At 36.6% G+C, this 24877-nt stretch carries 18 protein-coding genes, 1 pseudogene and 1 riboswitch; of the genes and pseudogenes, 9 read left to right on the top strand and 10 right to left on the bottom strand.

The annotated features are described in order from the left end of the window. Positions 1 to 34: 34 nt before the first annotated feature. The 4 genes from metH to ACSBPO_RS18205 form a co-directional block, all read right to left on the bottom strand. Entirely contained in the window at positions 35 to 3484 is a 3450-nt protein-coding gene (metH, locus tag ACSBPO_RS18220; protein ID WP_442595777.1) for a methionine synthase, read from the bottom strand. Next, positions 3462 to 5324 (bottom strand): bifunctional homocysteine S-methyltransferase/methylenetetrahydrofolate reductase, encoded by a 1863-nt coding sequence (locus ACSBPO_RS18215; RefSeq protein WP_442595776.1) that lies wholly within the window; start codon positions 5322 to 5324, stop codon positions 3462 to 3464. Before ACSBPO_RS18215 ends, metH begins: the two co-directional genes overlap by 23 nt. A gap of 258 nt (positions 5325 to 5582) precedes the next feature. Further along, positions 5583 to 5696: riboswitch (SAM riboswitch) on the bottom strand. 99 nt (positions 5697 to 5795) lie between these two features. Further along, positions 5796 to 6992 (bottom strand): MFS transporter, encoded by a 1197-nt coding sequence (locus ACSBPO_RS18210; protein ID WP_442595774.1) that lies wholly within the window; start codon positions 6990 to 6992, stop codon positions 5796 to 5798. A 16-nt stretch (positions 6993 to 7008) separates the two neighbouring features. Next, positions 7009 to 7425: a MarR family winged helix-turn-helix transcriptional regulator gene (locus ACSBPO_RS18205; RefSeq protein ID WP_442595772.1), complete on the bottom strand. Its 417-nt coding sequence runs from the start codon at positions 7423 to 7425 to the stop codon at positions 7009 to 7011. A 198-nt stretch (positions 7426 to 7623) separates the two neighbouring features. Here ACSBPO_RS18205 and ACSBPO_RS18200 point away from each other — a divergent pair, with 198 nt between their 5' ends. Then, a complete protein-coding gene (locus ACSBPO_RS18200) occupies positions 7624 to 8934 on the top strand; it encodes a uracil/xanthine transporter (RefSeq protein WP_442595770.1) in 1311 nt (436 codons plus the stop codon). A gap of 65 nt (positions 8935 to 8999) precedes the next feature. Here the strand turns inward: ACSBPO_RS18200 and ACSBPO_RS18195 are convergent, their stop codons facing one another. From ACSBPO_RS18195 to ACSBPO_RS18170, 6 genes are all read right to left on the bottom strand, one after another. Then, entirely contained in the window at positions 9000 to 10616 is a 1617-nt protein-coding gene (locus tag ACSBPO_RS18195) for a M20/M25/M40 family metallo-hydrolase (protein WP_442595768.1), read from the bottom strand. Positions 10617 to 10618: 2 nt separating this feature from the next. Beyond that, positions 10619 to 11791 carry an aminotransferase class I/II-fold pyridoxal phosphate-dependent enzyme gene (locus ACSBPO_RS18190; protein ID WP_442595766.1) on the bottom strand — a complete coding sequence of 391 codons (1173 nt, stop codon included), beginning with the start codon at positions 11789 to 11791 and terminating at the stop codon, positions 10619 to 10621. 31 nt (positions 11792 to 11822) lie between these two features. Further along, complete coding sequence (locus ACSBPO_RS18185; RefSeq protein ID WP_442595764.1) at positions 11823 to 13106, bottom strand: TRAP transporter large permease; 1284 nt, start codon at positions 13104 to 13106, stop codon at positions 11823 to 11825. Then, positions 13103 to 13597 (bottom strand): TRAP transporter small permease, encoded by a 495-nt coding sequence (locus ACSBPO_RS18180; RefSeq protein ID WP_442595762.1) that lies wholly within the window; start codon positions 13595 to 13597, stop codon positions 13103 to 13105. The genes ACSBPO_RS18185 and ACSBPO_RS18180 overlap by 4 nt, the downstream gene beginning before the upstream one ends. 105 nt (positions 13598 to 13702) lie before the next feature. Next, positions 13703 to 14737 (bottom strand): TRAP transporter substrate-binding protein, encoded by a 1035-nt coding sequence (locus ACSBPO_RS18175; RefSeq protein WP_442595761.1) that lies wholly within the window; start codon positions 14735 to 14737, stop codon positions 13703 to 13705. Beyond that, on the bottom strand, positions 14734 to 15402 hold the full coding sequence (locus ACSBPO_RS18170) for a GntR family transcriptional regulator (protein ID WP_442595759.1): 669 nt from the start codon (positions 15400 to 15402) through the stop codon (positions 14734 to 14736). The genes ACSBPO_RS18175 and ACSBPO_RS18170 overlap by 4 nt, the downstream gene beginning before the upstream one ends. A 154-nt stretch (positions 15403 to 15556) precedes the next feature. On the opposite strand from ACSBPO_RS18170, the gene ACSBPO_RS18165 reads away from it, so the two are divergent. From ACSBPO_RS18165 to ACSBPO_RS18130, 8 genes and pseudogenes are all read left to right on the top strand, one after another. Further along, on the top strand, positions 15557 to 16924 hold the full coding sequence (locus tag ACSBPO_RS18165) for an FAD-binding oxidoreductase (protein ID WP_442595757.1): 1368 nt from the start codon (positions 15557 to 15559) through the stop codon (positions 16922 to 16924). A 150-nt stretch (positions 16925 to 17074) separates the two neighbouring features. Further along, complete coding sequence (locus ACSBPO_RS18160; RefSeq protein ID WP_442595755.1) at positions 17075 to 18520, top strand: HD-GYP domain-containing protein; 1446 nt, start codon at positions 17075 to 17077, stop codon at positions 18518 to 18520. Between the two features lie 253 nt (positions 18521 to 18773). Then, positions 18774 to 20072, top strand: coding sequence for an arsenic transporter (locus ACSBPO_RS18155; protein WP_442595753.1), 1299 nt, complete (start codon positions 18774 to 18776; stop codon positions 20070 to 20072). A gap of 200 nt (positions 20073 to 20272) precedes the next feature. Then, the gene (locus tag ACSBPO_RS18150) at positions 20273 to 20434 is read left to right on the top strand and encodes a hypothetical protein (RefSeq protein WP_442595751.1); all 162 of its coding nucleotides are present in this window, start codon (positions 20273 to 20275) and stop codon (positions 20432 to 20434) included. An 83-nt stretch (positions 20435 to 20517) separates the two neighbouring features. Next, positions 20518 to 21515, top strand: a pseudogene (locus tag ACSBPO_RS18145) (cation diffusion facilitator family transporter). 284 nt (positions 21516 to 21799) lie between these two features. Next, positions 21800 to 22147, top strand: coding sequence for a metal-sensitive transcriptional regulator (locus ACSBPO_RS18140; protein ID WP_442595749.1), 348 nt, complete (start codon positions 21800 to 21802; stop codon positions 22145 to 22147). Between the two features lie 14 nt (positions 22148 to 22161). Next, positions 22162 to 22368 carry a copper chaperone CopZ gene (gene copZ / locus ACSBPO_RS18135; protein WP_442595747.1) on the top strand — a complete coding sequence of 69 codons (207 nt, stop codon included), beginning with the start codon at positions 22162 to 22164 and terminating at the stop codon, positions 22366 to 22368. Positions 22369 to 22450: 82 nt separating this feature from the next. Next, positions 22451 to 24865 (top strand): heavy metal translocating P-type ATPase, encoded by a 2415-nt coding sequence (locus ACSBPO_RS18130; protein WP_442595745.1) that lies wholly within the window; start codon positions 22451 to 22453, stop codon positions 24863 to 24865. Positions 24866 to 24877 lie beyond the last annotated feature (12 nt).

Genomic DNA, 24877 nt, shown 5'->3' with positions numbered 1-24877 from the left:
AAGGTTGCTCTCAAAAAGCAACCTTTTTTCAAATCTATCTTAACACATTAAAATATCTAGCTTCTGGGTGTGAAAATACCATGGCGGTTACGGAGGCTTCTGGTTCCATCATAAACCCTTCTGTTAAGTTGATACCAATGTCTTCAGGTCGTAATAATTCAAAAAGTTTTGTTTGATCATCTAACTCTGGACAAGCAGGATAGCCAAAAGAAAAACGTTGCCCCTGATAACGAGTAGCAAAACGGTCCTGCATGGTTAATTCAACCGGATCTGGGAATCCCCAACGGTCGCGCATCTGTCGGTGGATTAGCTCAGCAAATCCTTCAGCTGTTTCTAATGCTAAGGCAGACAAAGCATGACTTTCAAGGAAACGACCTTCCTTCTTCAATTCCTCCGCTTTTTCACGAATTCCTTTACCAGCAGTCACAGCAAAAAATCCTACATAATCCATGATCCCACTGTCGACTTTTTTGATAAAATCAGCCAAACATAATTGTGGTTCAGACTCCTGACGAGGGAAGTCAAATTCAGTTAAAATTTCTGAATGATTCTCAGGGTTATAGATGAGAATTTTATTCCCCTCTGCTTGTGCAGGGAAAAATTGATAGACAGCAGCAGGGATAATCCAATTTTTCTCTCTCGCTTCGTCCAATAAATGATCAATTAGTTCTTTTACCTGAGTAGCCTTTTCATCCTTTTCTGCTAACAGTTTTGAGATTTTTCCTTTCACACCAAGATGATGGCCAAGCAGCATTTGCATATTAATATATGGTTCTATATGTGTTACATGATAAGACTTTAATAAATGTCGTTTCGTATCTTTAGGAACGAAAACAGGTGCCTCTGAAATAACGGTTGTTTTTGGTTTTACAAGTGTTGCAATAGCGGATGCTGAGTTTGATGATACCTCGATCAACTCCTGTGAAGCTTTTTCTTTTTTACTTTCTAGAAGCTTTTCATATTCTTCAGGAGTTTGTACTTGATTTGCTAAAGATAAGCCTGTCATGGCATCCTTTGCATATAGAACTAAGCCATCATATTCCTTAGCGATTTTTGTTTCAGTAAACTTCCTTGAGAGAGCAGCGCCACCCACTAGGATTGGAACAGAAATGCCTGCTTCCTTCATATCTTGGGCTGTTAATACCATTTGTTGTGCCGATTTTACAAGTAACCCCGAAAGACCCACCATATCCGGTTTTTCGTCTTTAATAACTTTTACAAGTTCAGCAGGAGGGACCTTAATTCCTAAATCGATTACTTGATAACCATTATTGCTAAAAATAATATCGACTAAATTTTTACCAATGTCATGTACATCACCTTTAACAGTAGCTAACACGACTTTTCCTTTTGTAGTGGTAGAAGTACCCTTTTCCATATATGGCTCGAGGAAGCTTACAGACGCTTTCATGACTTCAGCACTTTGAAGCACTTCAGCTACAATTAGTTGGTTATCATTAAAGAGTCTGCCAACTTCCTTCATTCCATCCATTAAGGGACCATTAATGATATCAAGGGGATTGTCATAGCTTTCAAGAGCAATGGTTAGATCAGCGATTAATCCTTCTTTTGTTCCTTCTACTACATAGCTTCCTAATCGTTCCTCTAACGTCATATCAGAGACAATTTTGTTATTTTCCTTCTTTTTATCTCGATAAAATTCTGTAAATATGGAAAGGGATGCTTCTGTTGTATCAAATAGTAGTTTTTCAGCCATTTCTACCTCTTTTTTTGAAATGGAGGCGAAACGCTCGAGCTTTTCCGTATTCACAATCGCGTAATCTAATCCAGCCTGAGTACAGTGGTATAAGAATACTGAGTTTAATACTTCACGTCCAACAGGTGGAAGTCCGAAAGAAACATTACTAATCCCCAAAATAGTTTGAGTTTCAGGCAAGCGTTCTTTAATGGCGCGGATTCCTTCAACCGTTGCTTTGGCTGAACCGATATATTGTTCATCACCTGTTCCGACAGGAAAAACGAGTGGATCAAAAATGATATCTTGTGGTTTTAAATGATATTTATTGACTAATAGGTTATAGGAACGAGTCGCAATTTCAAGCTTTCGTTCAACCGTTACACCCATACCTTCTTCATCGATGGTACCAACCACAACCGCAGCACCATAGCGATGAACCAATGGTAAAATAGCTTCAAATCGTTCTTCACCATCTTCAAGATTGATAGAATTAATGATAGCTTTCCCTTGTGAAAAAGTTAGTGCTTTTTCAATTACCTTTTCATCGGTAGAATCAATGACTAATGGGGCTTTAATTTTTTTGACTGCTTCTTTAAGGAAATTTTCCATATCAATCAGTTCTTCCCGGTCAGGGTCAGCAAGGCAGATGTCAATCACATGAGCTCCGCCTTTGACTTGAGCTCTGGCAATTTCAGCTGCTTCTTCAAATTTACCTTCCGATATTAATCGTTTAAACTTTCGAGAACCAATCACATTGGTTCGTTCTCCAACCATAATAGGGCGTAAGGTTGGATCATCATAAACAAATGGTTCAATACCAGAGACCATATGAACGGAAGAGAAGTCAGCGGTTCGTGGTTTAAATTCTTTCATTTCTTCACCAATGGCTTTAATATGTTCAGGAGTCGTTCCGCAGCAGCCACCAACAATGTTTAGCCATCCTTGCTTAGCGAAACCGGCTAATTTTTTCGATAGAGTTTCAGGTGTTTCGTGATAATGTCCTTCCTCATCTGGCAGCCCTGCATTTGGATAGCAGCTTACGGCTGTTGAAGCCATATTAGATAAAGAACGAATATGATCTTGCATAAACTCAGGACCAGTAGCACAATTTAGTCCCACAGCAACAGGCTTCATATGTTCTACCGAGATATAAAAGGCTTCAATAGACTGTCCGGCAAGGGTTGTACCCATCGGTTCAATCGTACCAGACACCATTAATGGTAAAATTTTACCCGTTTTCTCAAAAGCTTTTTGAATACCTACATATCCAGATTTAACGTTTAACAAATCTTGGCTTGTTTCAAGAAGAAGCAAATCTACTCCGCCATCGATAAGCCCTATTGCCTGCTCTTCATAGGTTTTGGCAAGGTCTTCAAAGGTTGTTCCACCCGTGACACTTAGCGATTTTGTAGTGGGACCCATTGAGCCGGCAACAAACCGTGGCCATTCTGCTGTAGAAAAGGATTGTGCTGCCTTTACAGCAATTTGTGCAGCTATTTTATTTATCTCATAGGCTTTGTGCCCTAATTGATATTCATCTAGTACAAGGCTAGTCGCACCAAATGTATTTGTCTCAATAATATCTGCTCCTGCCTTTAAATACTCTTCATGAATGTATTGAATAACATGAGGGGCAGTTAAATTTAAATTTTCATTACAGCCATCGAAAGCTTCTCCCCCAAAATCATCTGGAGAAAGATTTGCTCTTTGAAGCATGGTGCCCATTGCGCCGTCCATAATAAGGATTTTTTTGTTTAACTGATCAGTAAATGATGCTTTGGACATGGTTGTTCCTCCTAATCGCATTTGCACGCTCACGGGCGTATTTTGCCAACTCTACCGTTAACTCATAACGAAGAAATGGGGTAATTAAATAAATTCCATTAAAAAGTTCCATTGCAGCATCGATTAATGATTTAGCAATTTGGATTCCCTCGATGCTTGCTTGGTTAGGTTGGTCTTTAAATAGGGCCATTCGATTTCGAATGTCTTCAGAAATTTTAATACCAGGTACCTCGTTATGAAGGAACTCCGTATTTTTATGGCTAGTAAGCGGCATAATCCCAATGTAAATGGGAGTATCTAAATGTTTAGTAGCTTCATAGATTTCGATTATTTTTTCTTCTGAAAAAACAGGCTGTGTAATAAAATAATCTGCTCCAAAGTGGATTTTCTTTTCTAATCGTTTAACCGCTTTTTCGATTGAACGAACATTAGGGTTAAAAGCAGCAGCAATACTAAAAGCCGTTTTTTGCCCAAGGTCCTTACCAGAAATAGAAAGTCCGTTGTTAAGTTGTTTGATCATTTGAATCAATTCAAATGATGACATATCATACACGGACGAAGCACCAGGGAAATCACCAACCCTAGCTGGGTCACCGGTTATAGCAAGAATGTCATTCATACCTAATACATGAAGGCCCATCAAGTGGGATTGTAGACCTATAATATTACGATCTCTACAGGCTATATGAATTAAAGATCGTATCCCTAGCTGTGTTTTAGCCAAGTACCCTAAAGATTCATTGGAAATGCGTGGGGAGGCTAGGGAATTATCGGCTAATGTTAACGCATCAATACCAGCTTCTTTTAACGCTTTTGCCCCATCAAAGAATTTCTTTGTATCTAGTTTTCTAGGAGGATCCAATTCTACTATAACCGATGTTCGTTCACGAACAATATCCTGGAGCGGAGGATACTCCCGTTTGGCTTCGGTAGAGGGTACCACCACTATATTTTCTCTGATTTTCACTTGTTTTTCTTGAACAGGGATTTTACCTTTTAATTCATCTGCAAATGCCCGTATATGCTCGGGTGTTGTTCCGCAGCAGCCACCCAGTAATCTGACTCCTTGGTCTCGAAATAACTTAGCTGATTTGCGGAAATAATCTGAATCACTATCGTATTGGAATTTCCCATCAATATAAGTAGGAAGACTTGCATTGGGATAGGCTGATAAATAGGAATGTACTGGAATAGGAACCTCCTCAAGCGTCGTAAGCATATGATGTGGACCTAGTCGACAGTTGAGTCCAATTACATCAGCACCGTGTGTTTCTAATCTTTTAAAGGCTTCAATAATTGGAGTACGATCTTGCAAAAATCCAGGTTCCTGCAAGGAAACTTGTGCAATAATGGGTAATTCTGTTTCTCTTCTTGCAATCGTTAAGACTGTTTCTAGCTCTTGAAGATCATAATATGTCTCAAGAAGAATTCCATCTACCCCTTCAAGCAATAGACAATATAATTGCTCTCGAAAGCTTCTTTTTATTTCCTCAATGGAGATGGATTGGGGCTTAATTCCTCGATTGCCGCCAACTGTTCCTAGTATATAAGTGTCTGGATTGGCTGCCTTTTTTGCCATTCGAACGGCAGCACTATTTATTTCTTTGACAGAGTCCTCTAATCCATATCGTTGAAGTTTGAGATAATTAGCCGCATATGTATTTGTTTGAATCACATCTGCTCCAGCTTCAACATAGGCACGGTGAATGCTCTTAATTTGGTTTGGTTGGGATAGATTTAATTCCTCAAAGCACATATCCGTTCCATACGAGTACAATAAAGTCCCCATGGCACCATCTGCAATTAAAATTTGTTTTTCTAATTTCTCTAAGAAGTTCATATTCTTTCTCCTCTTTTTAAAAGGCTGTTTTCGTATAGAATGTGGTTCTGGTAAAAATCCCAAAAGCCGGATTTTTACGGATTCTCTTAATAAGTGAGCAGCTCTTTTCTTGATTTTTAAAAGGATTTTACCACCCTATATTGTGAAATCTCTCTTTATTAGTTAAAAAAGCAACAAGTTTAGAAAAGAGCCTTTTAAAAAATAAAAAAAGCCCTCTTTAAGAAGAAGACTTTTGAATGGAAAGAATCTGAGTCATTCTTCTTATCTCTCAAGTTTTCCAACTTGAAGGATTTAGCACCTTTTCAATGAGTGAAAACATTGAAGGTTGCTGAGGTGTCATAGGGCCATTCCCTCGACCTCTCTCGATAAGAGTGTCAATTATTCGATTATTTTTAAAATTTACTACTTTAAAGCGATCATGTCAATTCTTTTTTATTAGTTATGATGGTAGACCAAGGCGCTTGCTCTTTTCTATCTCACATGTCTTTCTACTAGTTTTTCTTTTAAAGGTTCCTTACGGGTATGAAGTAAATAATAAACAAGTATTCCAACTAACACATAAATAGAACCATTAATATAGAAAGAACGGAATCCAACTTCAGCGACAACCATTCCTACAATAAAGGAGCCAAAGCCGATACCTGTATCAAAAATGGATAAGAAGGTTGCAGTTGCAGTGGCTCTTTTATTCGGTGCCGCTTTCTGGATGGCAATCGTCTGTAAGCTTGGAAAAATCGTACCCCAGCCAATACCAATAAACGCTGCAGAAAGTAAGAAGCCTAATGCCGTATGACTGCTACCTAAAATGAATAAGCCAATTGCAAAAAGAACAATAGATGGAAAAATAATGACGTTAGGACCAAATTGGTCAAACCATTTTCCTGTAAACGGTCTTGAAGCTAATAAAATAGCAGCGTAAACGACAAAAAATAAACTTGATACTTCTATTAAACCAATCTCTTTTGCGTAAACGGAAACGAAAGAAAGGACAGACGAATAAACAATGGCAAAAAATGCACCAACCACTGAAATCGGAACAGCAGAAGCCTCAAAGAAATTTTGAAATTGGAATGAGATATGAATTTTTTTCTTATTTTCTTTAATAGGAATACGTATAATCCATCCAGCAATAAGGGAAAAGAGAGCACAAATAACACTGATGGCGAATAATACAGATGCATCCCACATTTGAATGGCTGTTAAACCAATAAAAGGTCCCATAACCATTGCCAGGTTAGAGGACATAATAAAATACCCCATTCCTTCTCCTCTTCGAGAATCTGGAATAATATTTGCTACCAGTCCCCCGGCGGCAGTCGTAGCCATACCAAATCCAATCCCGTGTAAAAAGCGAACTAAGAATAAAGCCATAATGGAGGTAGCAAAAAAGTATAGGATTGAGGCAATAAAGAAAATGATAAGCGAAGTTAATAGAATTTTTCGCATGCCTATTTTTTCAATACCGTAACCTGCTATTGGCCTAATAAGTATGGCTGATATTAAAAATACAGTTGTAATTAAACCTGCTTCTGTTTTCGTACTTTCGTATTGCTGTATAACCATTACTGGTAAACTTACTAATAAAAAATAAAAGGTCATAAATAAGAAGAAATTGCTTAAGGAAATACTAATAAAATCTTTTGTCCATAATCTAGGTTGTTCTTTCATATATTGAAACTCCTGTCTAAGATAGTTTTAGAAACCATTCCTTTAATAGCTTGGATAATTCTTGTTGTGACGATTCAGGAAATCCAGTTAATAAGGAATGATTGAACTGTGTGATGGCATCCTCCCACTGAGGATAATTTTGTAACGCCTCATCCGTTAACTGGATATGTTTCTCACGTTTGTCTGTACCTTGAACCTGTTTAACGTATCCTTGTTTAACAAGTCTTTGAATAGTCCTTGTCATAGGCGGTGCTTCGACAGATAAATACTGACATAATTCTTTTTGGGTAAGGGAGCCTTTTGTTTTTAAAACGTAAATGACAGTCCATTGAGCACTATATAGACCAAAGGGCTTTAGTGCTTCATTCAACTTGTTCGTTAAATGTCTGGATAATTGGTTTAACGTGTGGAATAGTTCATGGTTAGGAAACAAATAGATCCCTCCGTGGAAAAAGTATCTTGCCTTTTTTTAAAAACGGTTTAAAATAGTTACCTAGGTAACTATATCACATAAATTTGTGACGAGCAATGAAAGGTCTTCTCTCTATTTGAAAGATAAAATACAGGAATAATAAAAAAATATATACTATAATCATTAGTTGAATGATGGTTAGAAAGTGGTGTTTCAACAATGAATAAATGGTTTTCTTCAATCACAATGTTTTCAGCTGTTCAATGGCTCTTTTTTATTTTTGCCAATACCGTTGTCGTCCCTGTTTCAGTAGCGACAGTGTTTCATTTATCTCCAGATATTATGGCGATGATGTTAAGGAGTTCTCTTATCTTTACAGGACTTGCCTGCGTTTTTCAGGGAACCGTAGGACATCGATTTCCACTTATGGAAGGTCATTCTGGTTTACTTTGGGGAGTTATTCTAAATTTAGGAATATCAGCTTCTACTTTAGGAATAAGTCTTACATCCATTGGTGGTGGTATTGCTTCAGGTATTATATTAGCTTGTCTAGTCACCCTTATTCTTGCAGCCTTTAATGGAGTATCTCTCCTACAATGGATTTTTGGCCCAATGGTTATGACAGTCTATCTTTTCTTATTAACCTTTCAATTAATTTTTATTTTCTTTAAAGGAATGTTCCCGTTAACGGAGCAAGGGGCAATTAGCATTCCAGGTAGTTTATTCTCGATCGGAATTGTTATTTTAGTTAGTATTTTAAAGCTAAACGGTAAAACAATCATAAGTAATTTTTCCATCTTAATTGGTTTAATTGTTGGATGGGTATGTTACGATTTCTTATTTTCGGATTCCATTCAGCATGTTACCCAGTCATCAGATTTTTCATTCGCTTTGTTTCCGCTCGGAAAGCCAAATCTTGAAATAGGTATTATAGGAGTTACTTTTTTTGCTGTTATGATGAACTTAAGCAACACGATTGCTTCCATCGGTGCTGGTGCCTCTCTGTTTAAATTGCAACCAACTGAAAATCAATATCGAAATTCGATTATTGTTACGGCGATGTCCACTCTAATCGGATCAGGCTTTGGACTTATTCCATATACACCATTTACTTCTTCTATTGGTTTCTTACAAAGTACAAGAATTTATCAGCGTGAACCCTTTTTATTAGGTGGAGCGTTGCTTACCTTGATGGGTCTTATTCCTGCATTAGGTACATTTTTAGCCACCATGCCAATAACAGTTGGTAATGCTGTTTTATTTGTTGCTTATTTGCAGTTATTTGGAACAGCATTTGCCAGCTTAAATGGCCAAACATTTAACTCTAATACGATTTTTCGTTTGGCTACTCCTGTTCTATTCGGGGTATGTCTAATGAATACTCCCGCAACTTTGTTTTCGAGTTTACCAGTATTGATTCAACCATTTATAGCAAATGGGCTCATCATGGGGGTTGTGATTTCCATTTTCTTAGAAAAACTGGTGAAGTGGAACTTACTAGAGTCTAATCAATTAGAGAGTAAATCTTAATGTTAAAAAAAGGTAATTTCCTACTATGGGAAAATTACCTTTTTGTATTCATAACTAAGTTTAAACTATTGTTTTTGATGTTCTAATAAAAGGTGTTCCAAAATTTTAGGCAGTTGTTCAAATGCAAATGTTAAATAAAGCCGCTCTGTTTTTTTATGAGCATCTCTTCCAATTGGTCCTACATTAATTACAGGAGTTGTTAATTTTGACATCTCATTAAATGGTATGGAATATAGTTCACTGTTACCCGGCAAATTACTATGATAAGCATTCATATCTGACAATGGGGATTGAAGCCCTACATAGCTTAAGTCTGATATACCATTAAAGTATTTTACGGGTGTAAACTTATAGCCAAAATGTTCATAGGTATTATCGATGAGCGATTCAGCAAGCTCCTTTATAACTGGGTGTTCATGTGAATGAACGGCTGGATAATAGGGAGGAGCATAAAACAACACAATCATAGGTGCAAGCTCCTGACAAAGCATAGCCATTTGATCAATAACTTGTATGCATTTGTCACGACTATCTCCTTTCGTTTCACTAGCAGCCACTTGCTCGATATTTGCAATAAACTGTTGGCTTGTTTTTTGGCAAGCATAATCTTTTAACTCTTCATACGATAGAACACGAATCTTGGATATTCGAGTTGGATCAAGGTCAAATGCTCGATATTTTTCCTCCATTAGAAATTCCATTTTCAAAGCTGCAGTTTTAGCTATATCCTTCATAGCCACCATCACTTCTGCAGGACTTTTTTTCATTAGAAACAGATTGTATAAGCTTACGGAACGATGGGGGATTTGAGTTGAATATTCTTTTTTTAAATCCCTTTGAAGCAATAATGTCGGTGGAGGACTTTTTTGCTCACTAACCGTTTCACAAAGATCTTCATTCCATTCTATCTCTTGAGATAAAATAGAAGACATCCAGGCAGCATTAATACCTGATAGTGGTTCACCCACATGTGTTTCCTTCCCAAAACACAATGCACCGGGCATGATTTTCCCTATAGACCCTGTGTAAAAATAATAATCCTCGTCTCCAGGTATTTGTGAAAACATAGGTTCAGAATTAAGAAAAAGGGTATACGTTAATTGATGTTGTTCGGCAATATCTAATAACTTTGGAATAGCTTCTCGCATACCAACAGAATTAACTTCTTCGTCAGGAACAGTTAATAAAAGTAAATTTATTTTCCAGTTTTCCGTTGAGGCTTTTTCAAGTAATGACATATGTTGAACTAATCCACACTTCATATCCATTGTTCCTCTTCCGAACAGCCAATTATTGGTTAGTAAATCATTTCTTGCTTCCACTGGAAGTTCACTAGTTCGGTCATGAAGAGCTTTCGTTAATTCAATGGGATTGAACGCTAAATGTTTTAAATCTCCGTAATCCTCAACATTGACTACGTCAAAATGACTAATTAAGACAACCGTTTTAGTTGCCTCTTCATGTTTATATAACGCAGTTAAAAAAGATCTTTCATCACTTGTTTGATGAATATTTATAAAAGATGGGTTGTCTTGGAAATAGATTAATTTATTTAAATGATGTTTAACTTTTAAAGGGAATTGTTTTTCCGCTTCTGAAAGAGTAATACTCCCGATCGAGACTAAGTCATTTAATAGATTTAACAATTGATCAGAGGATTGCATCATCAAGGTTTTCATCATACTTACTTCTCCTTATTATTGATTGATTCTAGCAAGAATCTTTCTAAACGATTTAATCCTTCTTCTAATATTTCTAAAGAATAAGCATACGAAATTCTAATAAATCCTTCACCATATGCTGTAAAAGCAGACCCAGGGACAACAGCAACACCGCCTTCATGAAGAAGTTTGGTGGCAAAGGTATGGGAATCCTGAAAGTGGGCTGGTATTTTTGGAAATATATAAAATGCACCTTCTGGTTTCCTTGTTTGTAATCCCATTGATAACAAACGATCGTATACAAAGTCACGTCTTTTTATATATTCTTGGTTCATAGGAATTGAATCATTCCTACCATTACGCAATGCCTCAATCGCAGCATATTGACTTGTAATAGGAGCACAAACCACGTTATATAAATGTACCTTTAACATTTGTTCTGATAGATATTTAGGGGCTAATGTAAATCCTATTCTCCAGCCTGTCATCGAATGGGATTTAGATAGTCCATGTATTAAAATGGTACGGTCGTACATTCCATCCATTGATGCAAGGGAAATATGTTTTCCTTCAAACGTATTCTCACTATAAATTTCATCTGAAATTACGTATAAATCTTGAGTTATTAACCAATTTGTTAGCGGTTGTAAATCTTCTTTAGTTAATATAGCTCCTGTTGGATTGGATGGATAGTTGAACAAAATCGCCTTTGTTTTGGTAGTAACAGCATTTTTTAATTGATTAAGAGTTGGTTTGAAGCCATTTGCAGTAGTATCTATAATAATAGGTTTTGCACCACATAATTCGATAAGTGGCTCATAACCAGGGTAAGCAGGTGCAAATAAAATAACTTCATCACCTTCTTCAAGAATCGTTCTGAATGTGATATCAAGGGCTTCACTAGCTCCGTTTGTAATAATAATTTCATCTTCAGCTCTGTAGGATAAATGATAGCAGTCCTCGAAAAATGATTGAACCTCTTGACGAAGGGAAAGGAGACCTGCGTTAAGTGAGTAGCTGGTTAAATCTGAATAAATTGATGAGATAGCAGCTTCTTTTATATGTTTAGGCGTTGGAAAATCGGGTTGACCAATTGTAAGATTGATAGCATCAGGAAAATTAACAAGTTGATTTGAAAACTTTCTAATTCCTGGTGTTTCTAATTTTAAGACACGTGAATTCAACGTAAGTCCCATTTGTACATCTACCTTTCATCCGCTTATCTTGTTACTCTAAGAAGTTTGGTAACCACATAGACAATGCGGGAATATATGTGATAAGGAGTAAAGTAATAATCATTGACAGTAAGAATGGCATAATAGCCACAACAATTTTTTCTAATTTAATACCGCTACTACTAGATGCAACAAATAAATTAACCCCGAGTGGTGGAGTAATAAAACCAATCGCTAAATTGGCTACTAAGATGACACCGAAATGAATTGGTTCAACTCCAACAGCCGTTACAATCGGTAATAGAATCGGCGTTAATACAACTAATGCAGAAATGGTGTCTATGAACATTCCCACAACTAGCAACAATATATTAATAACAAGCAATATCACAAGAGGATTGCTTGATAAATCTGTAATATATGCTGCAATACTATTAGGGATTTGCTCAAGAGTCATGATATAAGCGAAAGAAATGGACAATCCAACAATAATCATGGTTGTTGCATTAATAACAATAGCTTCTCGAATACATACATAAATATCTTTTATCGTCATTTCTTTATGAACGAATAGCCCAATTATAATTCCATAGACACAAGCAACGACAGCTGCTTCTGTTGGAGAAAAAACTCCACCGTATATTCCTCCTAAAATAATTACGGGGATCATTAAAGCCCATTTTGCATCCCATAAAGCCTTTATAACCTCTTTAAACGAATAATTGACTGTTGTCTCTGGTTTGTAATTGTTTTTCTTTGCAATAAAATAAGAAACAGCCATAAGTCCAAGGCCAATTATAATTCCAGGGATAACACCTGCTAAAAACATACCACCAACAGAAACACCACCGATTACTCCATACATAACAAATGGAATACTAGGGGGAATAATAACACCAATTGAACCTGCTGCAGCCGTTACAGCGGCAGCAAATCCCTCATTGTAGTTCTTTTCCCTCATCGAAGGAATCATAAAGGAGCCAATCGCTGCAACTGTTGCAGGACCTGAGCCAGAAATGGCTGCAAAAAACATACAGGTTACCACTGTTACCATTGCTAAACCTCCAACCATCCATCCTACAAGCATAGTGGCTAAAGTTAATAGTCTTTTAGAAACCCCACCTTTTCCCATTAATATGCCCGCTAGCATAAAAAAAGGTATGGCTAATAGAGGGAATGAATCAAGTGCAGTAAATGCCTTTTGAGTCATAATTGTAAGAGGCAACGTAGTAGTAAAATAGATTGTCACCAATGCAGAGGCACCCAACGCGATTGCAACTGGTACCCCTATTAAAAGGAAAACAAAAAGGGAAATAAAAAGTAGTGCAATTGTCAAATCATATTCCCTCCTTTATTAGAATTAGATGGGGAAGTTCTCCAAATGGTCCAAAGTTGCTGGATGAGTCGGAGTGCCATTCCAGCACCGCCTAACGGTATCGCTACAAAAGGAATCCACATTGGTATTTGCATAGCTGGTGTGATTTGTCCATTTTTTAAGCTGCTTAGAACGAGTTGAGTTCCAAGAACAGCTAAAAATAAGGCAAGTATGAACCAAACAATAATAGATAATGTTTCAAATATTTTTTGAATGAATGGAGAAAATAAGTTTGTAAAGGCTTCAATACGAATATGTTGTCTAAGCCGAATAGCATAGCTGGCGCCGATCCAAACTTGCCATATATGAATATAGCGAGCTAGTTCTTCTGTCCAACTAGGGGCGGCATTAAAAACGTACCGTCCAACTACTTGTGTAAAAATCAAGATAACCATTGCTACCATGGTGAAAACCAAGAAAATTTCCTCGATATATTTGTCCTTCATTTTCATAGAAAAACCCTTTCTCAAAAAACTGGTAATAAAGATTGAGTAAGAAAAAAAGCCCACCCTAAATCATATTAAATACGATACATGATGGGTTTTTATATTTTTCTCTTATTTGTTAGCTTCGAGGGCTTTATTTACTAAGTCCTCACCAATTTTAGGAATATATTTTTCGTAAACTGATTTTGAAGCCTCTCTAAAGGCATTCTTTTGTTCAGCAGTTAATTCGTTTACCTTCATACCGTTTTCTTTAAGTTTTTCAAGAAATTCAATATCTTGTTGTTGAGCTAGCTTACGTTGTTCAGTTCGGTACTCCTTAGATGCATCCGTAATTATTTTTTGAAGATCTTCCGGTAATTCATTGTAAAAATTGTTATTCATAAGAAGGATGGTAGCTGCATAGACATGACCACTTAAAGTCAAGTAATCCTGAACTTCATAGAATTTATTTGTGTAGTATAGAGAAATCGGACATTCCATTGCATCATATGTTCCTTGCTGTAGGGCAGTATACAACTCTCCAAAAGCGAATGGCGATGCATTTGCACCAAAGGATTTAAAAGTATCCGTGTGTACCGGGTTTTCAAGGGTACGCATTTTAACTCCTTTTAAATCTTCAGGGCTTTCGATAGGACCCTTGTTATTTGACATATTACGGAATCCATTTTCAGCAAAAACTAATCCTTTTAAATCATTTTTTTCCAGATCCTTTAACAATGTTTCTCCTAATTCGCCATCAAGTGCTTTATAGGCAGCCTCATTAGAGTTAAAAAGGAAAGGTAAGTCAAAAACCATAAACTTTTCATTAAATGAAGCAAGGGGTGCTACTGCTGGAATGGTCATTTCGATATTTCCTAGTTGAACAGCTTCGATTGCTTCACGGTCTGATCCATAAAGTGAACCATTCGGATATATTTGCACTTCAATTCGGCCGTTAGAACGTTCTTCTACATTTTTCTTAAACGTTACCGCTGCAAGATGACTAGATTGTTCTTCGGGAACAAGATGAGCGATTCTAATCGTATATTTTTGTTCATCCGATTTGCCTCCTTCTTTATTGGATACGCTTTCATTTGTAGGACGTCCACAAGCACTTACTAACAGTACGGCAATCAACAACATGACACTAAAAAACCTTTTTTTCATTTTGTTTCCCCCTTGTTTAAATAAGTTTGAATACGGATGCCAATCTTCTGCATGTGATACTCCATTTTTTCCTTTGCTAATGAAATATCTTTATTTTTTAAAGCATTGACAATGAGTTTATGTTCTTCCACCGCATCTTTTGCGCTTATTGGAAGAGTTTTTGATAAGAGCAAGAATGCACGATTAACTCCGTTATTAACATGTTTAATCATTTCAACGAGAGTTTTATTTTTATTTTTACTAGCAAGAAGTAGATGAAAGGAAAGGTCAAGATCGATAAAAAATTGATAATTCTGTTCCACGACAGTTTGTTCTTGTTGGGTAATGTTTTGTTCAAGTAAGCTTATAAAGGCATCATCTAAATAAGGCTCAATCATAGTAATGTTATGTGCTTCTAAAATACTTCTTACTTCTAAAAAATCGAATGCTTCACTGGGTGTATAAGAAGCAACTACTGCAGGTTTTCCTTTTTCCAGTAAAACAAGTCCTTCTGTTGCTAGAAGTTTAATTGCTTCACGTAAAGGTGTCCGACTAATACCTAAATCATTAGCCACTCTTTCCTCTGGAAGTGAATCCCCAGGACTTAAATCCCCGGAGATAATAGCTTGTTTAATAATGTTATAGGCTTGTGTGGCTAAAGAATCTTCTTTGGCTATTTTTTTCATGGTAATCCTCCAAAACACAAATCTGTATACTGTATACAGGTAATTCCTCTAAAATACATCCCAGTATACTGTATACAGTAATAGTAATATTAGTTAAAATAAAAGTAAATATATTTTTCTAAAAATTTAAAATTATCAGAAGGGTGATATAACGATGTACCAACAATTGGTTGATATTCTCGGGCAGGAAAAAGTTAGTCAAAGTGAAACACAAATCTATCATCATAGTAAAGATGAATCGTACCATTCTCCAGTTGAACCTGATATTGTTGTTTTCCCAAGTTGTAAAGAAGATATAGTGGAAATTATTCGATATGCAGATACAAATTCAATTCCAATTGTTCCTTTTGGTGCAGGGTCAGGTTTAGAAGGGCAAGCTATTCCGATAAAAAAGGGGATTAGTATTAGCTTTCAAAACATGAATAAAGTAATTTCGTTTTCTCCAGAGGATATGATTGTTACTGTTCAACCAGGAGTTACCCGTTTACAGTTAAATGACATGATAAACCGCCATGGTCTGTTTTTTTCAGTAGATCCTGGGGCAGATGCTTCCATAGGAGGTATGGTTGCGACCAATGCTAGTGGTACATCTGCAGTTAGATATGGAACGATGCGGGATCAAGTGCTGGATTTAGAGGTAATCCTACCTAATGGTAAAATCATTCACACAGGAAGTTTAGCAAAAAAATCATCGTCTGGTTATCATTTAAACGGTTTATTCGTCGGTTCAGAAGGGACTCTTGGAATTTTTACGGAAATCACATTAAAGCTACATGGAATTCCAGAAGCTATTTTAGCTGCTAGATGCTCATTTTCAACTGTTGATGATTGTATTCAAGCAGCCCATTCCATTCTCTTGGCAGGAATTCCAATAGCCCGAATGGAACTTGTTGATCATATTAGCATTCAAAAAGTGAATGAATATAGTCAAACAAGTTACCCTGTTGCGCCTTCCTTATTTTTTGAATTCCATGGTAGTCAATTGGGTGTCCAAGAGGAAGCATCAATAGTGGAAGGTATTGTTTCGGATTTGGGAAGCGAAGACTGGGTCACTGAAACCAATTCAAAGAAACGAGCGTTATTGTGGAAAGCTAGACACGAGCTGGCATATGCTTTTCGACATCAGAATCCAAATTTAAAAGCTGGTGGAGCCGATGTCTGTGTGCCAATATCTAAATTAGCAGAAGTAGTTGTTTTTGCTCGAAGTTTGATTGATCAATCTGGAATGGAGGGCGGAGTATTAGGCCATGTTGGTGACGGAAACTTCCATACCATACTTTTATATGACCAGAATAAACCTAAGCAAATTAAGGAAATTGAAAATATAAACGACCAAATTGTTAATCTTTCTCTTTCGCTTGGAGGAACATGTACAGGGGAGCATGGTGTGGGGTTAGGCAAAATTAAATATCAACAAAAAGAACATGGAGATGCCCTTGAACTGATGCTGAGTATTAAGAAAATGATTGACCCTCGAAATATTATGAATCCTGGTAAGGTATTACCTCATAAAATTGACTAAAATAAAATAAAACAGAATAATAAAATAAATATTTACGTGAAAACCCAAAGTTAATCTTATAATGTTAACAAATTTACACAAATGGTGTCGAAATATGGTAATATTATAGCAGTACAAAAGTCATAGATAGTGGAATGTCGGAGGGTACCCATGAGGAAATACAGCTATATAGGTCCGATTTTTGCGATAATATTACCATTTCTTTTTTTTGAATTATTGAAACAAGGTTTGCTGCCAGACCCTGTTTTTGAAATGCCAAGAGGACATTTCTATATTGTTAGTTTAGTAGCTATTCTTTCTATTATTATTGCCATATCAGTAGGGATTGTTGGTAATCGGTTAAGAAATATTAAAATTACCTTTCTATCATTATCCTTTATTTCATTAGCACTATTGTTTTCAGTTCATGGTTTATCAACTCCCGATTTCCTATTAGGTGATACTCATTTACCAGGTGTAGCTGCGCAACTAAGTATAATCTTAGCAACTTTTTGGCTTTGGTTATCCTCTTTACCAACTGATAAAAAAATAGTTAAATTTCTTTCGAGATATAATAGATTACTGCTTCCAGTTTGGATATGCGGATTAGGTGTTTTTGCCGTTTCAAGTTTGTTATCACCACATATGGTGGATATCATTCCTTTAACGGTAAATCCGTTGAATTGGATTTTAATGGGCTTCACTATACTTTTTAATTTAGTTACCATGTTTCAATACAGCCAATCTTACCGTTATTCCCGATTTCCATTACAGGTCTCCATCATTTATAGTTCAGGATGGTTACTCGTATCACAGCTTATTATGGTTTTAGGAGAAAAGTGGAAATTAAGCTGGTGGACGTATCACTTCGTTTTACTTGCCTCCATGATTGTGGTATTAGTTGGGCTCATTAAACAGTATGCAGCAAAGGGATCTTTGGTTGGTGCTTTACGTGCCTTGTTTACTAATGATCCATTTGAAAGGGTTACGGGAAGCATTTCACCTAGTGTAAGAGATTTGGTCATTATAACGGAAAAAAAGGATACATATACGGCAGGTCATACCTTTAGGGTGACTCTGTATGCATTGAAAATAGCAGAGGAACTGCATTTAAAGCCTGAGTATCTAAGGGCAATTGCACAAGGAACCTTATTGCATGATGTTGGAAAAGTAAATATCCCTGACCATGTCTTAAATAAGCCAGGAAAATTAACTTTAGAAGAAAGAATGATTATCGAGAAACATCCAGCGAGTGGTTATGAGATGTGTCGAGATCTTGGTTTTATGTCAGAGGAATTGAATATTATCAGACATCATCATGAGAAATGGGATGGAAGTGGATATCCAGATCAGCTTAAAGGTGAAGAAATTCCATTTTTAGCTAGAATCGTTGCGGTTGCGGATGTATATGACGCCTTAACTTCTGAACGTTCCTATCGAAAAGCATGGACACACGAAGAAGCAATGAATTTGATTATAAACCAAAAAGAAAGCCATTTTGACCCTGTATGTGTGGATGCTTGGGAAAGACTTTGTGAACGAAATCCATCAGTTTACCAATATCCATCTGCAGCAATCAATAATCAAACAACCGGTTCCTTAATTTCATCATTTTAAAATGATTAATTTAATAATAAAAGTCCAGATATTTAGCGGAATTCCATTGTGGAGTTAGCAAAAAATAGCGTGAAATCTCAAACGATTTCACGCTTATTTTTTTAAAATGATAATGTTTTTTAGAATCTAATACTATTAACCAATTTTGCAGTGATATCCTTCATATAAAGATACATGACCATTGATATCTAAAGGATAAATCTATATAATGTTTTAGAATTCGACAAAAATAGAGACAAAAGGGGTACAGATTTTGGTATCAATCATTTTAGCATCGGTTATTTTTTTAGCCACTTTGGTACTAGTGATATGGCAGCCTAGGGGACTTGGTATAGGGTGGTCAGCTTGTGGAGGAGCGCTAACGGCCCTTTCTTTAAAAATTGTATCATGGCAAGATGTACAGGATGTAACTGGCATTGTATGGAATGCCACATTAACCTTTGTTGCTCTCATTATTATTTCATTAATATTAGATGAAATCGGCTTTTTCGAATGGTCCGCTTTACATATGGCACGGTACGCTAAAGGTAATGGAAAAAGAATGTTTCTCCTTGTTACTTTATTAGGTGCGATTGTGGCAGCATTTTTTGCAAATGATGGAGCTGCTCTTATCCTTACACCCATTGTCTTAGCTATGATTAAGGCATTAAAGTTTAAAGATAGCATGATTCTTCCGTTTATAATGGCCAGTGGTTTTATTGCAGATACAACCTCATTACCATTTACCATAAGTAATTTAGTTAATATTGTTTCTGCCGATTATTTTAAAATTGGGTTTGCCGAGTATGCTTCAAAAATGGTTATTCCCAACCTTTTTAGCTTACTAGCTAGTATTATAGTACTGTATCTCTTTTTTAAAAGAAATATTCCCGAAAACTATGAGGTGTCAGATCTAAAGGAACCTCGCGAAGCTATAAAGGATTCGAGAATGTTTAGATTCTCTTGGCTGGTGTTATTTATATTATTAATAGGATACTTTTTAAGTGAAGCCTTACATATTCCAGTGTCCTTCATTGCTGGTGTTATTGCCTGTATTTTTCTGTTACTTGGAAAACGAAGTCCAGCCGTTCATGTATCTCATGTCGTAAAAGGAGCACCATGGGCCATCGTATTTTTTTCAATTGGGATGTATGTAGTGGTGTATGGTTTACGAAATGCAGGACTTACAGGGATATTGGCTAATGTTCTTCAAAATGCGGCAGAACAAGGGTTATTCGCTTCAACCATGGCGATGGGATTTATGGCAGCATTTCTTTCCTCCATCATGAATAATTTGCCAACGGTCATGATTGATGCATTGGCCATATCTGAAACTCATACATCGTCGATTATTCGTGAATCTTTCATCTTTTCCAATGTGATTGGTTCCGACTTAGGTCCAAAAATTACGCCAATTGGATCTTTAGCTACCTTATTATGGTTACATGTTCTAAGAACAAAAGGGGTAAAAATTAGCTGGGGATATTATTTTAGAGTAGGTATTTTATTAACCATTCCAACCCTATTCATTACATTGTTGGGTTTATATTTATGGTTATTATTGATTTGTTAAATATCGATGTGCATATGATTTGACTGCTATATCTCTTATGGTACCATGTGTAACGAGAGTTTTAACAAATGAATCTAGAGAGGATATTTAAAATGAGAATTACGGATGAGGCACGCGATGTCTTAAAAAAGGTGTTTTCTGAACGAAATACCAACCATATTCGCCTCTATTTTGCGGGTTATGGCTGAGGCGGACCACAAATGGGACTTGCTCTGGAGGAGCCAAGCGAAGATGATTTATTTATAACAGAAAACGGTATACTTGTAGCGATTGAACCTGAATTAGAACCATTTATAGCGGACTTAACTCTGGACTATATAAATGGTGGAATTGCGCTAGTAGGAAATGAAAGTGATTGTTAAACCTTTGCTAATAGGCAAAGGTTTTTTCTTAATAGAAAGTTCTTTATAAGGAAAACTATAAAAAAATAAATGGGGGATTTCATATGGAAACGGAAGCAAATCAAGATGGATTCTTGAATCTTTTAAAAAAAGGGAATAAATCATCCGCTATCGCTATGATTGGGAATGCTATTATTGCTGCCGCAAAAGGAATCGCAGCAGCTATGAGCGGCAGTGGAGCTATGTTTGCATCGGCTATGCATTCCTTGGCAGATGCTGTGAACCAAGGATTTGTTTTTGTCGGAAGCATTTTATCTGAAAAGAAACCTACACGACAATTCCCAACCGGATTTGGAAGAGTCATTAATATTTTCTGTATGATAGCAGTTATTGTCGTTACCATTATGGCATATGAAACTATTCGTGAAGGATGGCATTTACTTCAACATCCTATAGAATCAGGCAATGGGTTTTGGCTTAATGTTGGAGTTTTACTGCTTAACCTCATCATTGACGGGGGTATTTTAATAAAAGCGATGAAGGAAATAAATTTAGAAACAAGAGCCTCAGCAAAAGGTATTGGAATCATAACGGGTGCTTTCAAGAATGTAGGAAGGGCAGCTCCGCCAACACGGCTCGTTTTTTACGAAGACTTGTGGCTGTAACAGGTGCCATATTAGCAGCTATTGCCGTTATAATTACATCCTTTACAGCACTTGATTTTTTAGATGGTGTGATGACCATCCTAATTGGTTTATTAATGTTAGGAGTAGCATTCCGAGTTGGCTATGATAATATGGTTGGATTGATTGGAGTTGCAGCACCTCGAGAAATAGAGGAAAGAGTAGCAAAAATCATTTTATCCGATGATGATGTGACAGATATAAATTTAATTCGTATTACTCAAGAAGGACGTTATTATCATGTGGAAGGTCAAATTGAACTAAGAAAAGGTTTATCTTTAGCTGTTGCAGACGATATCAAATTCAGAGTACAAGATCGTTTAATTTCGGACCCTGATATTACTGATGTGACGTTAGGAATTATTGAAGATAATGGCATAAAGGATTGGAAGCCTGAAAAGTTGGAAGAATTGGTTTAACATTAAGGCTCTTTTCTGAAACTTGGTTGCTATTTTGAAACTAATAAAAAGACCTTCGAAATATAGGGTGTTAAACTTATATGAAAATCAAGAAAAGAGCTAAGCACTTATTAAGAGAGCCTGTAAAAATCCGGCTTTAGGGATTTTTACATCTATACTATAACAGTTAACATTAGGAAGCTGTCAATGGTGGCAGCTTCACTATTTTGTCATATTTTTTTCATATTTGGCACTTTACATACTGTACGGGGGTATAATATAATAAATCACGAGGAGGGAAATCAATGGAAAATGAATTTGAAAATGATTTGCTCCAGACAGAAGATGAAGGTTGTTGTACTGTTTCAAGCGATCGTAAAAGCCATCATTCCGATAAGGTAAAAAAGAATTTAATCACCCGATTAAATCGGATTGAAGGTCAGATACGTGGAATTAAAGGTTTAATTGAAAGAGACACTTATTGTGATGATGTCATCACACAAATATCAGCGACTCAATCAGCACTGAATAGTGTGGCAAAGCTTTTACTTGAGGGGCATTTAAAAAGTTGTGTTGTTGAAAGAATCCAAGAAGGTGACATGGAAGTATTAGATGAAGTATTAGTAACCGTACAAAGATTAATGAAAAAATAAAGGAGACGATTATAATGGAAAAAGTTACATTACAAGTAGAAGGAATGTCATGTGGCCATTGTGTAAAAGCAGTAGAAGGCAGTGTTGGAGAACTAAAAGGAGTTTCTAGTGTAAAAGTTAATCTAGAAAATAAATCGGTAGATGTTGAGTTCAATTCAAATGAAGTAACACTTGATGCAATTAAAGAAACGATTGATGACCAGGGCTATGATGTAAAATAAAACAACCCGAGACCGTGCTAGTTAATAGCACGCTCTCTTTTTCAAAAATATATACCCTATATAGGTATAAAGGAGAAGGCTTATGAGTGAGAAAGTCCAAGAAAGTCAATTTCAAATAACCGGTATGACTTGTGCAGCTTGTGCCATTCGAATTGAAAAAGGACTTAAGAAAATGGATGGTGTCGAAGAGGCAAATGTTAATCTTGCCTTAGAAAAGGCAACGATTAAATTCGATGCTGCGACCATGAGTCCAGCTGATATACAGAAAAAAATTAGAGACTTAGGTTACGATGTGGTAACAGAAAAAGTTGAATTTGATATTACAGGAATGACTTGTGCAGCTTGTTCAGCCAGAATTGAAAAAGGATTAAATAAAATGGAAGGTATTCTCAATGCTAACGTGAATCTTGCTTTAGAAAAAGCTTCTATTGAATATAATCCATCTATCCTTAACCCAAAAGATATGATCCAAAAAGTCGAAAAGCTAGGGTATGGAGCAAGTGTAAAAAGTGATGAAAATGAACAGGAAACCGTAGATTACCGATTAAGAGAAATTGAAACACAACAAGGTAAATTTATCTTTTCCCTCATTTTAGCACTGCCTCTACTATGGGCAATGGCTGGTCATTTTAGTTTCACAAGTTTCTTATTTGTACCTGATGCATTCATGAATCCTTGGGTACAGATGGCATTGGCTACACCCGTTCAATTTTATATTGGAAAACAATTTTATATTGGCGGATATAAGGCTCTTAGAAATAAAAGTGCAAACATGGATGTATTAGTGGCTTTAGGAACATCTGCCGCTTATTTTTACAGTGTGTATTTATCAATACAAACCATCATTCAAAATACTCATCCTACAGGTTTATATTTTGAAACAAGTGCGATTCTGATCACTTTAATCATTCTAGGTAAATTATTTGAGGCTAGGGCAAAGGGAAGATCTTCAGAAGCAATAAAGAAATTAATGGGATTACAAGCCAAAACAGCTACTGTTCTTCGAGATGGAGAGGAAAGAGAGATTCCATTAGAAGAGGTTATATCCGGGGATGTTTTACTAGTTAAACCAGGTGAGAAAATCCCTGTGGATGGAGAAATTTTGGAAGGGCGTACAGCTCTAGATGAATCCATGATAACTGGAGAAAGTGTCCCTGTTGATAAAACAGTAGGTGACTTGGTAATCGGTGCTACCATTAATAAAAATGGCTTTATCAAAATCAAAGCAACAAGGGTCGGAAAAGATACAGCTTTAGCACAAATTATTAGAGTAGTAGAAGAAGCCCAGGGATCTAAAGCACCTATCCAACGCCTTGCAGATATGATTTCGGGGATATTTGTCCCAATTGTTGTTGGGATTGCAGTTATTACCTTCTTAATTTGGTTTTTTGTTGTGGATCCAGGAAATTTCCCAGAGGCATTAGAGAAGCTTATTGCTGTTTTAGTGATTGCTTGTCCTTGTGCACTCGGTTTAGCAACACCAACATCTATCATGGCCGGATCTGGTCGTGCAGCTGAATACGGAATCTTGTTTAAGGGTGGAGAGCATTTAGAAATGACACACCGTATCGATACCGTCATTCTTGATAAAACGGGTACGATTACAAATGGAGAACCTGTATTAACTGATGTAATTACTGACTACGATGAACATGAATTTTTAGCATTAGTTGGTTCTGCAGAAAAGCAATCAGAACATCCACTTGCTGAGGCCATTGTGGAGGGAATTAAAGAAAAAGGCATTACCTTTAAAGAGGTAATTAACTTTGAAGCAATACCAGGATACGGTATTAAAGCGAATGTAGAAAATAAAGAAGTTCTAATTGGTACTAGACGCCTAATGAAGAAATCTGATATCGAAATTGACCAAGTCCAAAGCAAAATGGTCGAGCTTGAAAAACAAGGAAAAACAGCTATGTTGGCGGCTATTAATGGCCAGTACGCTGGAATGGTAGCAGTAGCGGATACCATTAAAGATACCTCAACTGCGGCTATTAAGCGCTTAAGGGATATGGGACTTCAAGTAATCATGATTACTGGTGATAATCAGCAAACGGCTCAAGCCATAGCAGCACAAGCAGGTGTAGATCAAGTTATTGCTGAGGTGTTACCTGAAGGAAAAGCAGAAGAAGTGAAAAAGCTTCAAGAGCAAGGCAAAAAGGTAGCGATGGTTGGAGATGGTATCAATGATGCCCCAGCTTTGGCAATTGCTGATATTGGTATGGCAATTGGAACAGGAACCGATGTTGCCATGGAAGCGGCTGATATTACGTTAATTCGTGGAGACCTAAATAGTATTGCGGATGCAATTTTTATGAGTAAAAAAACGATTCGAAATATCAAACAAAATTTATTCTGGGCGTTTGCCTATAATGCACTTGGAATACCAGTTGCGGCATTAGGTTTATTGGCGCCTTGGTTAGCGGGAGCAGCAATGGCATTTAGCTCTGTCTCAGTGGTCCTAAATGCATTGCGTCTACAACGTGTAAAATTATAGAGGTGAAAACAA

The sequence above is a fragment of the Neobacillus sp. D3-1R genome (genome assembly GCF_052180215.1).
Lineage (GTDB): Bacteria > Bacillota > Bacilli > Bacillales > Cytobacillaceae > Pseudoneobacillus.
Note: the sequence above shows the minus strand (reverse complement) of the source record. Positions and strands in the feature narration are given on the sequence as shown.

What these genes read in the sequence shown, in the direction of transcription:
- ACSBPO_RS18175 (WP_442595761.1), bottom strand. Translation starts at nt 14,737, where the DNA reads ATGAAAAAAAGGTTTTTTAGTGTCATGTTGTTGATTGCCGTACTGTTA.
- ACSBPO_RS18180 (WP_442595762.1), bottom strand. Translation starts at nt 13,597, where the DNA reads ATGAAAATGAAGGACAAATATATCGAGGAAATTTTCTTGGTTTTCACC.
- ACSBPO_RS18160 (WP_442595755.1), top strand. Translation starts at nt 17,075, where the DNA reads ATGAGGAAATACAGCTATATAGGTCCGATTTTTGCGATAATATTACCA.
- ACSBPO_RS18200 (WP_442595770.1), top strand. Translation starts at nt 7,624, where the DNA reads ATGAATAAATGGTTTTCTTCAATCACAATGTTTTCAGCTGTTCAATGG.
- ACSBPO_RS18210 (WP_442595774.1), bottom strand. Translation starts at nt 6,992, where the DNA reads ATGAAAGAACAACCTAGATTATGGACAAAAGATTTTATTAGTATTTCC.
- metH (WP_442595777.1), bottom strand. Translation starts at nt 3,484, where the DNA reads ATGTCCAAAGCATCATTTACTGATCAGTTAAACAAAAAAATCCTTATT.
- ACSBPO_RS18190 (WP_442595766.1), bottom strand. Translation starts at nt 11,791, where the DNA reads ATGGGACTTACGTTGAATTCACGTGTCTTAAAATTAGAAACACCAGGA.
- ACSBPO_RS18170 (WP_442595759.1), bottom strand. Translation starts at nt 15,402, where the DNA reads ATGAAAAAAATAGCCAAAGAAGATTCTTTAGCCACACAAGCCTATAAC.
- ACSBPO_RS18215 (WP_442595776.1), bottom strand. Translation starts at nt 5,324, where the DNA reads ATGAACTTCTTAGAGAAATTAGAAAAACAAATTTTAATTGCAGATGGT.
- ACSBPO_RS18165 (WP_442595757.1), top strand. Translation starts at nt 15,557, where the DNA reads ATGTACCAACAATTGGTTGATATTCTCGGGCAGGAAAAAGTTAGTCAA.
- copZ (WP_442595747.1), top strand. Translation starts at nt 22,162, where the DNA reads ATGGAAAAAGTTACATTACAAGTAGAAGGAATGTCATGTGGCCATTGT.
- ACSBPO_RS18195 (WP_442595768.1), bottom strand. Translation starts at nt 10,616, where the DNA reads ATGATGAAAACCTTGATGATGCAATCCTCTGATCAATTGTTAAATCTA.
- ACSBPO_RS18130 (WP_442595745.1), top strand. Translation starts at nt 22,451, where the DNA reads ATGAGTGAGAAAGTCCAAGAAAGTCAATTTCAAATAACCGGTATGACT.
- ACSBPO_RS18150 (WP_442595751.1), top strand. Translation starts at nt 20,273, where the DNA reads ATGGGACTTGCTCTGGAGGAGCCAAGCGAAGATGATTTATTTATAACA.
- ACSBPO_RS18140 (WP_442595749.1), top strand. Translation starts at nt 21,800, where the DNA reads ATGGAAAATGAATTTGAAAATGATTTGCTCCAGACAGAAGATGAAGGT.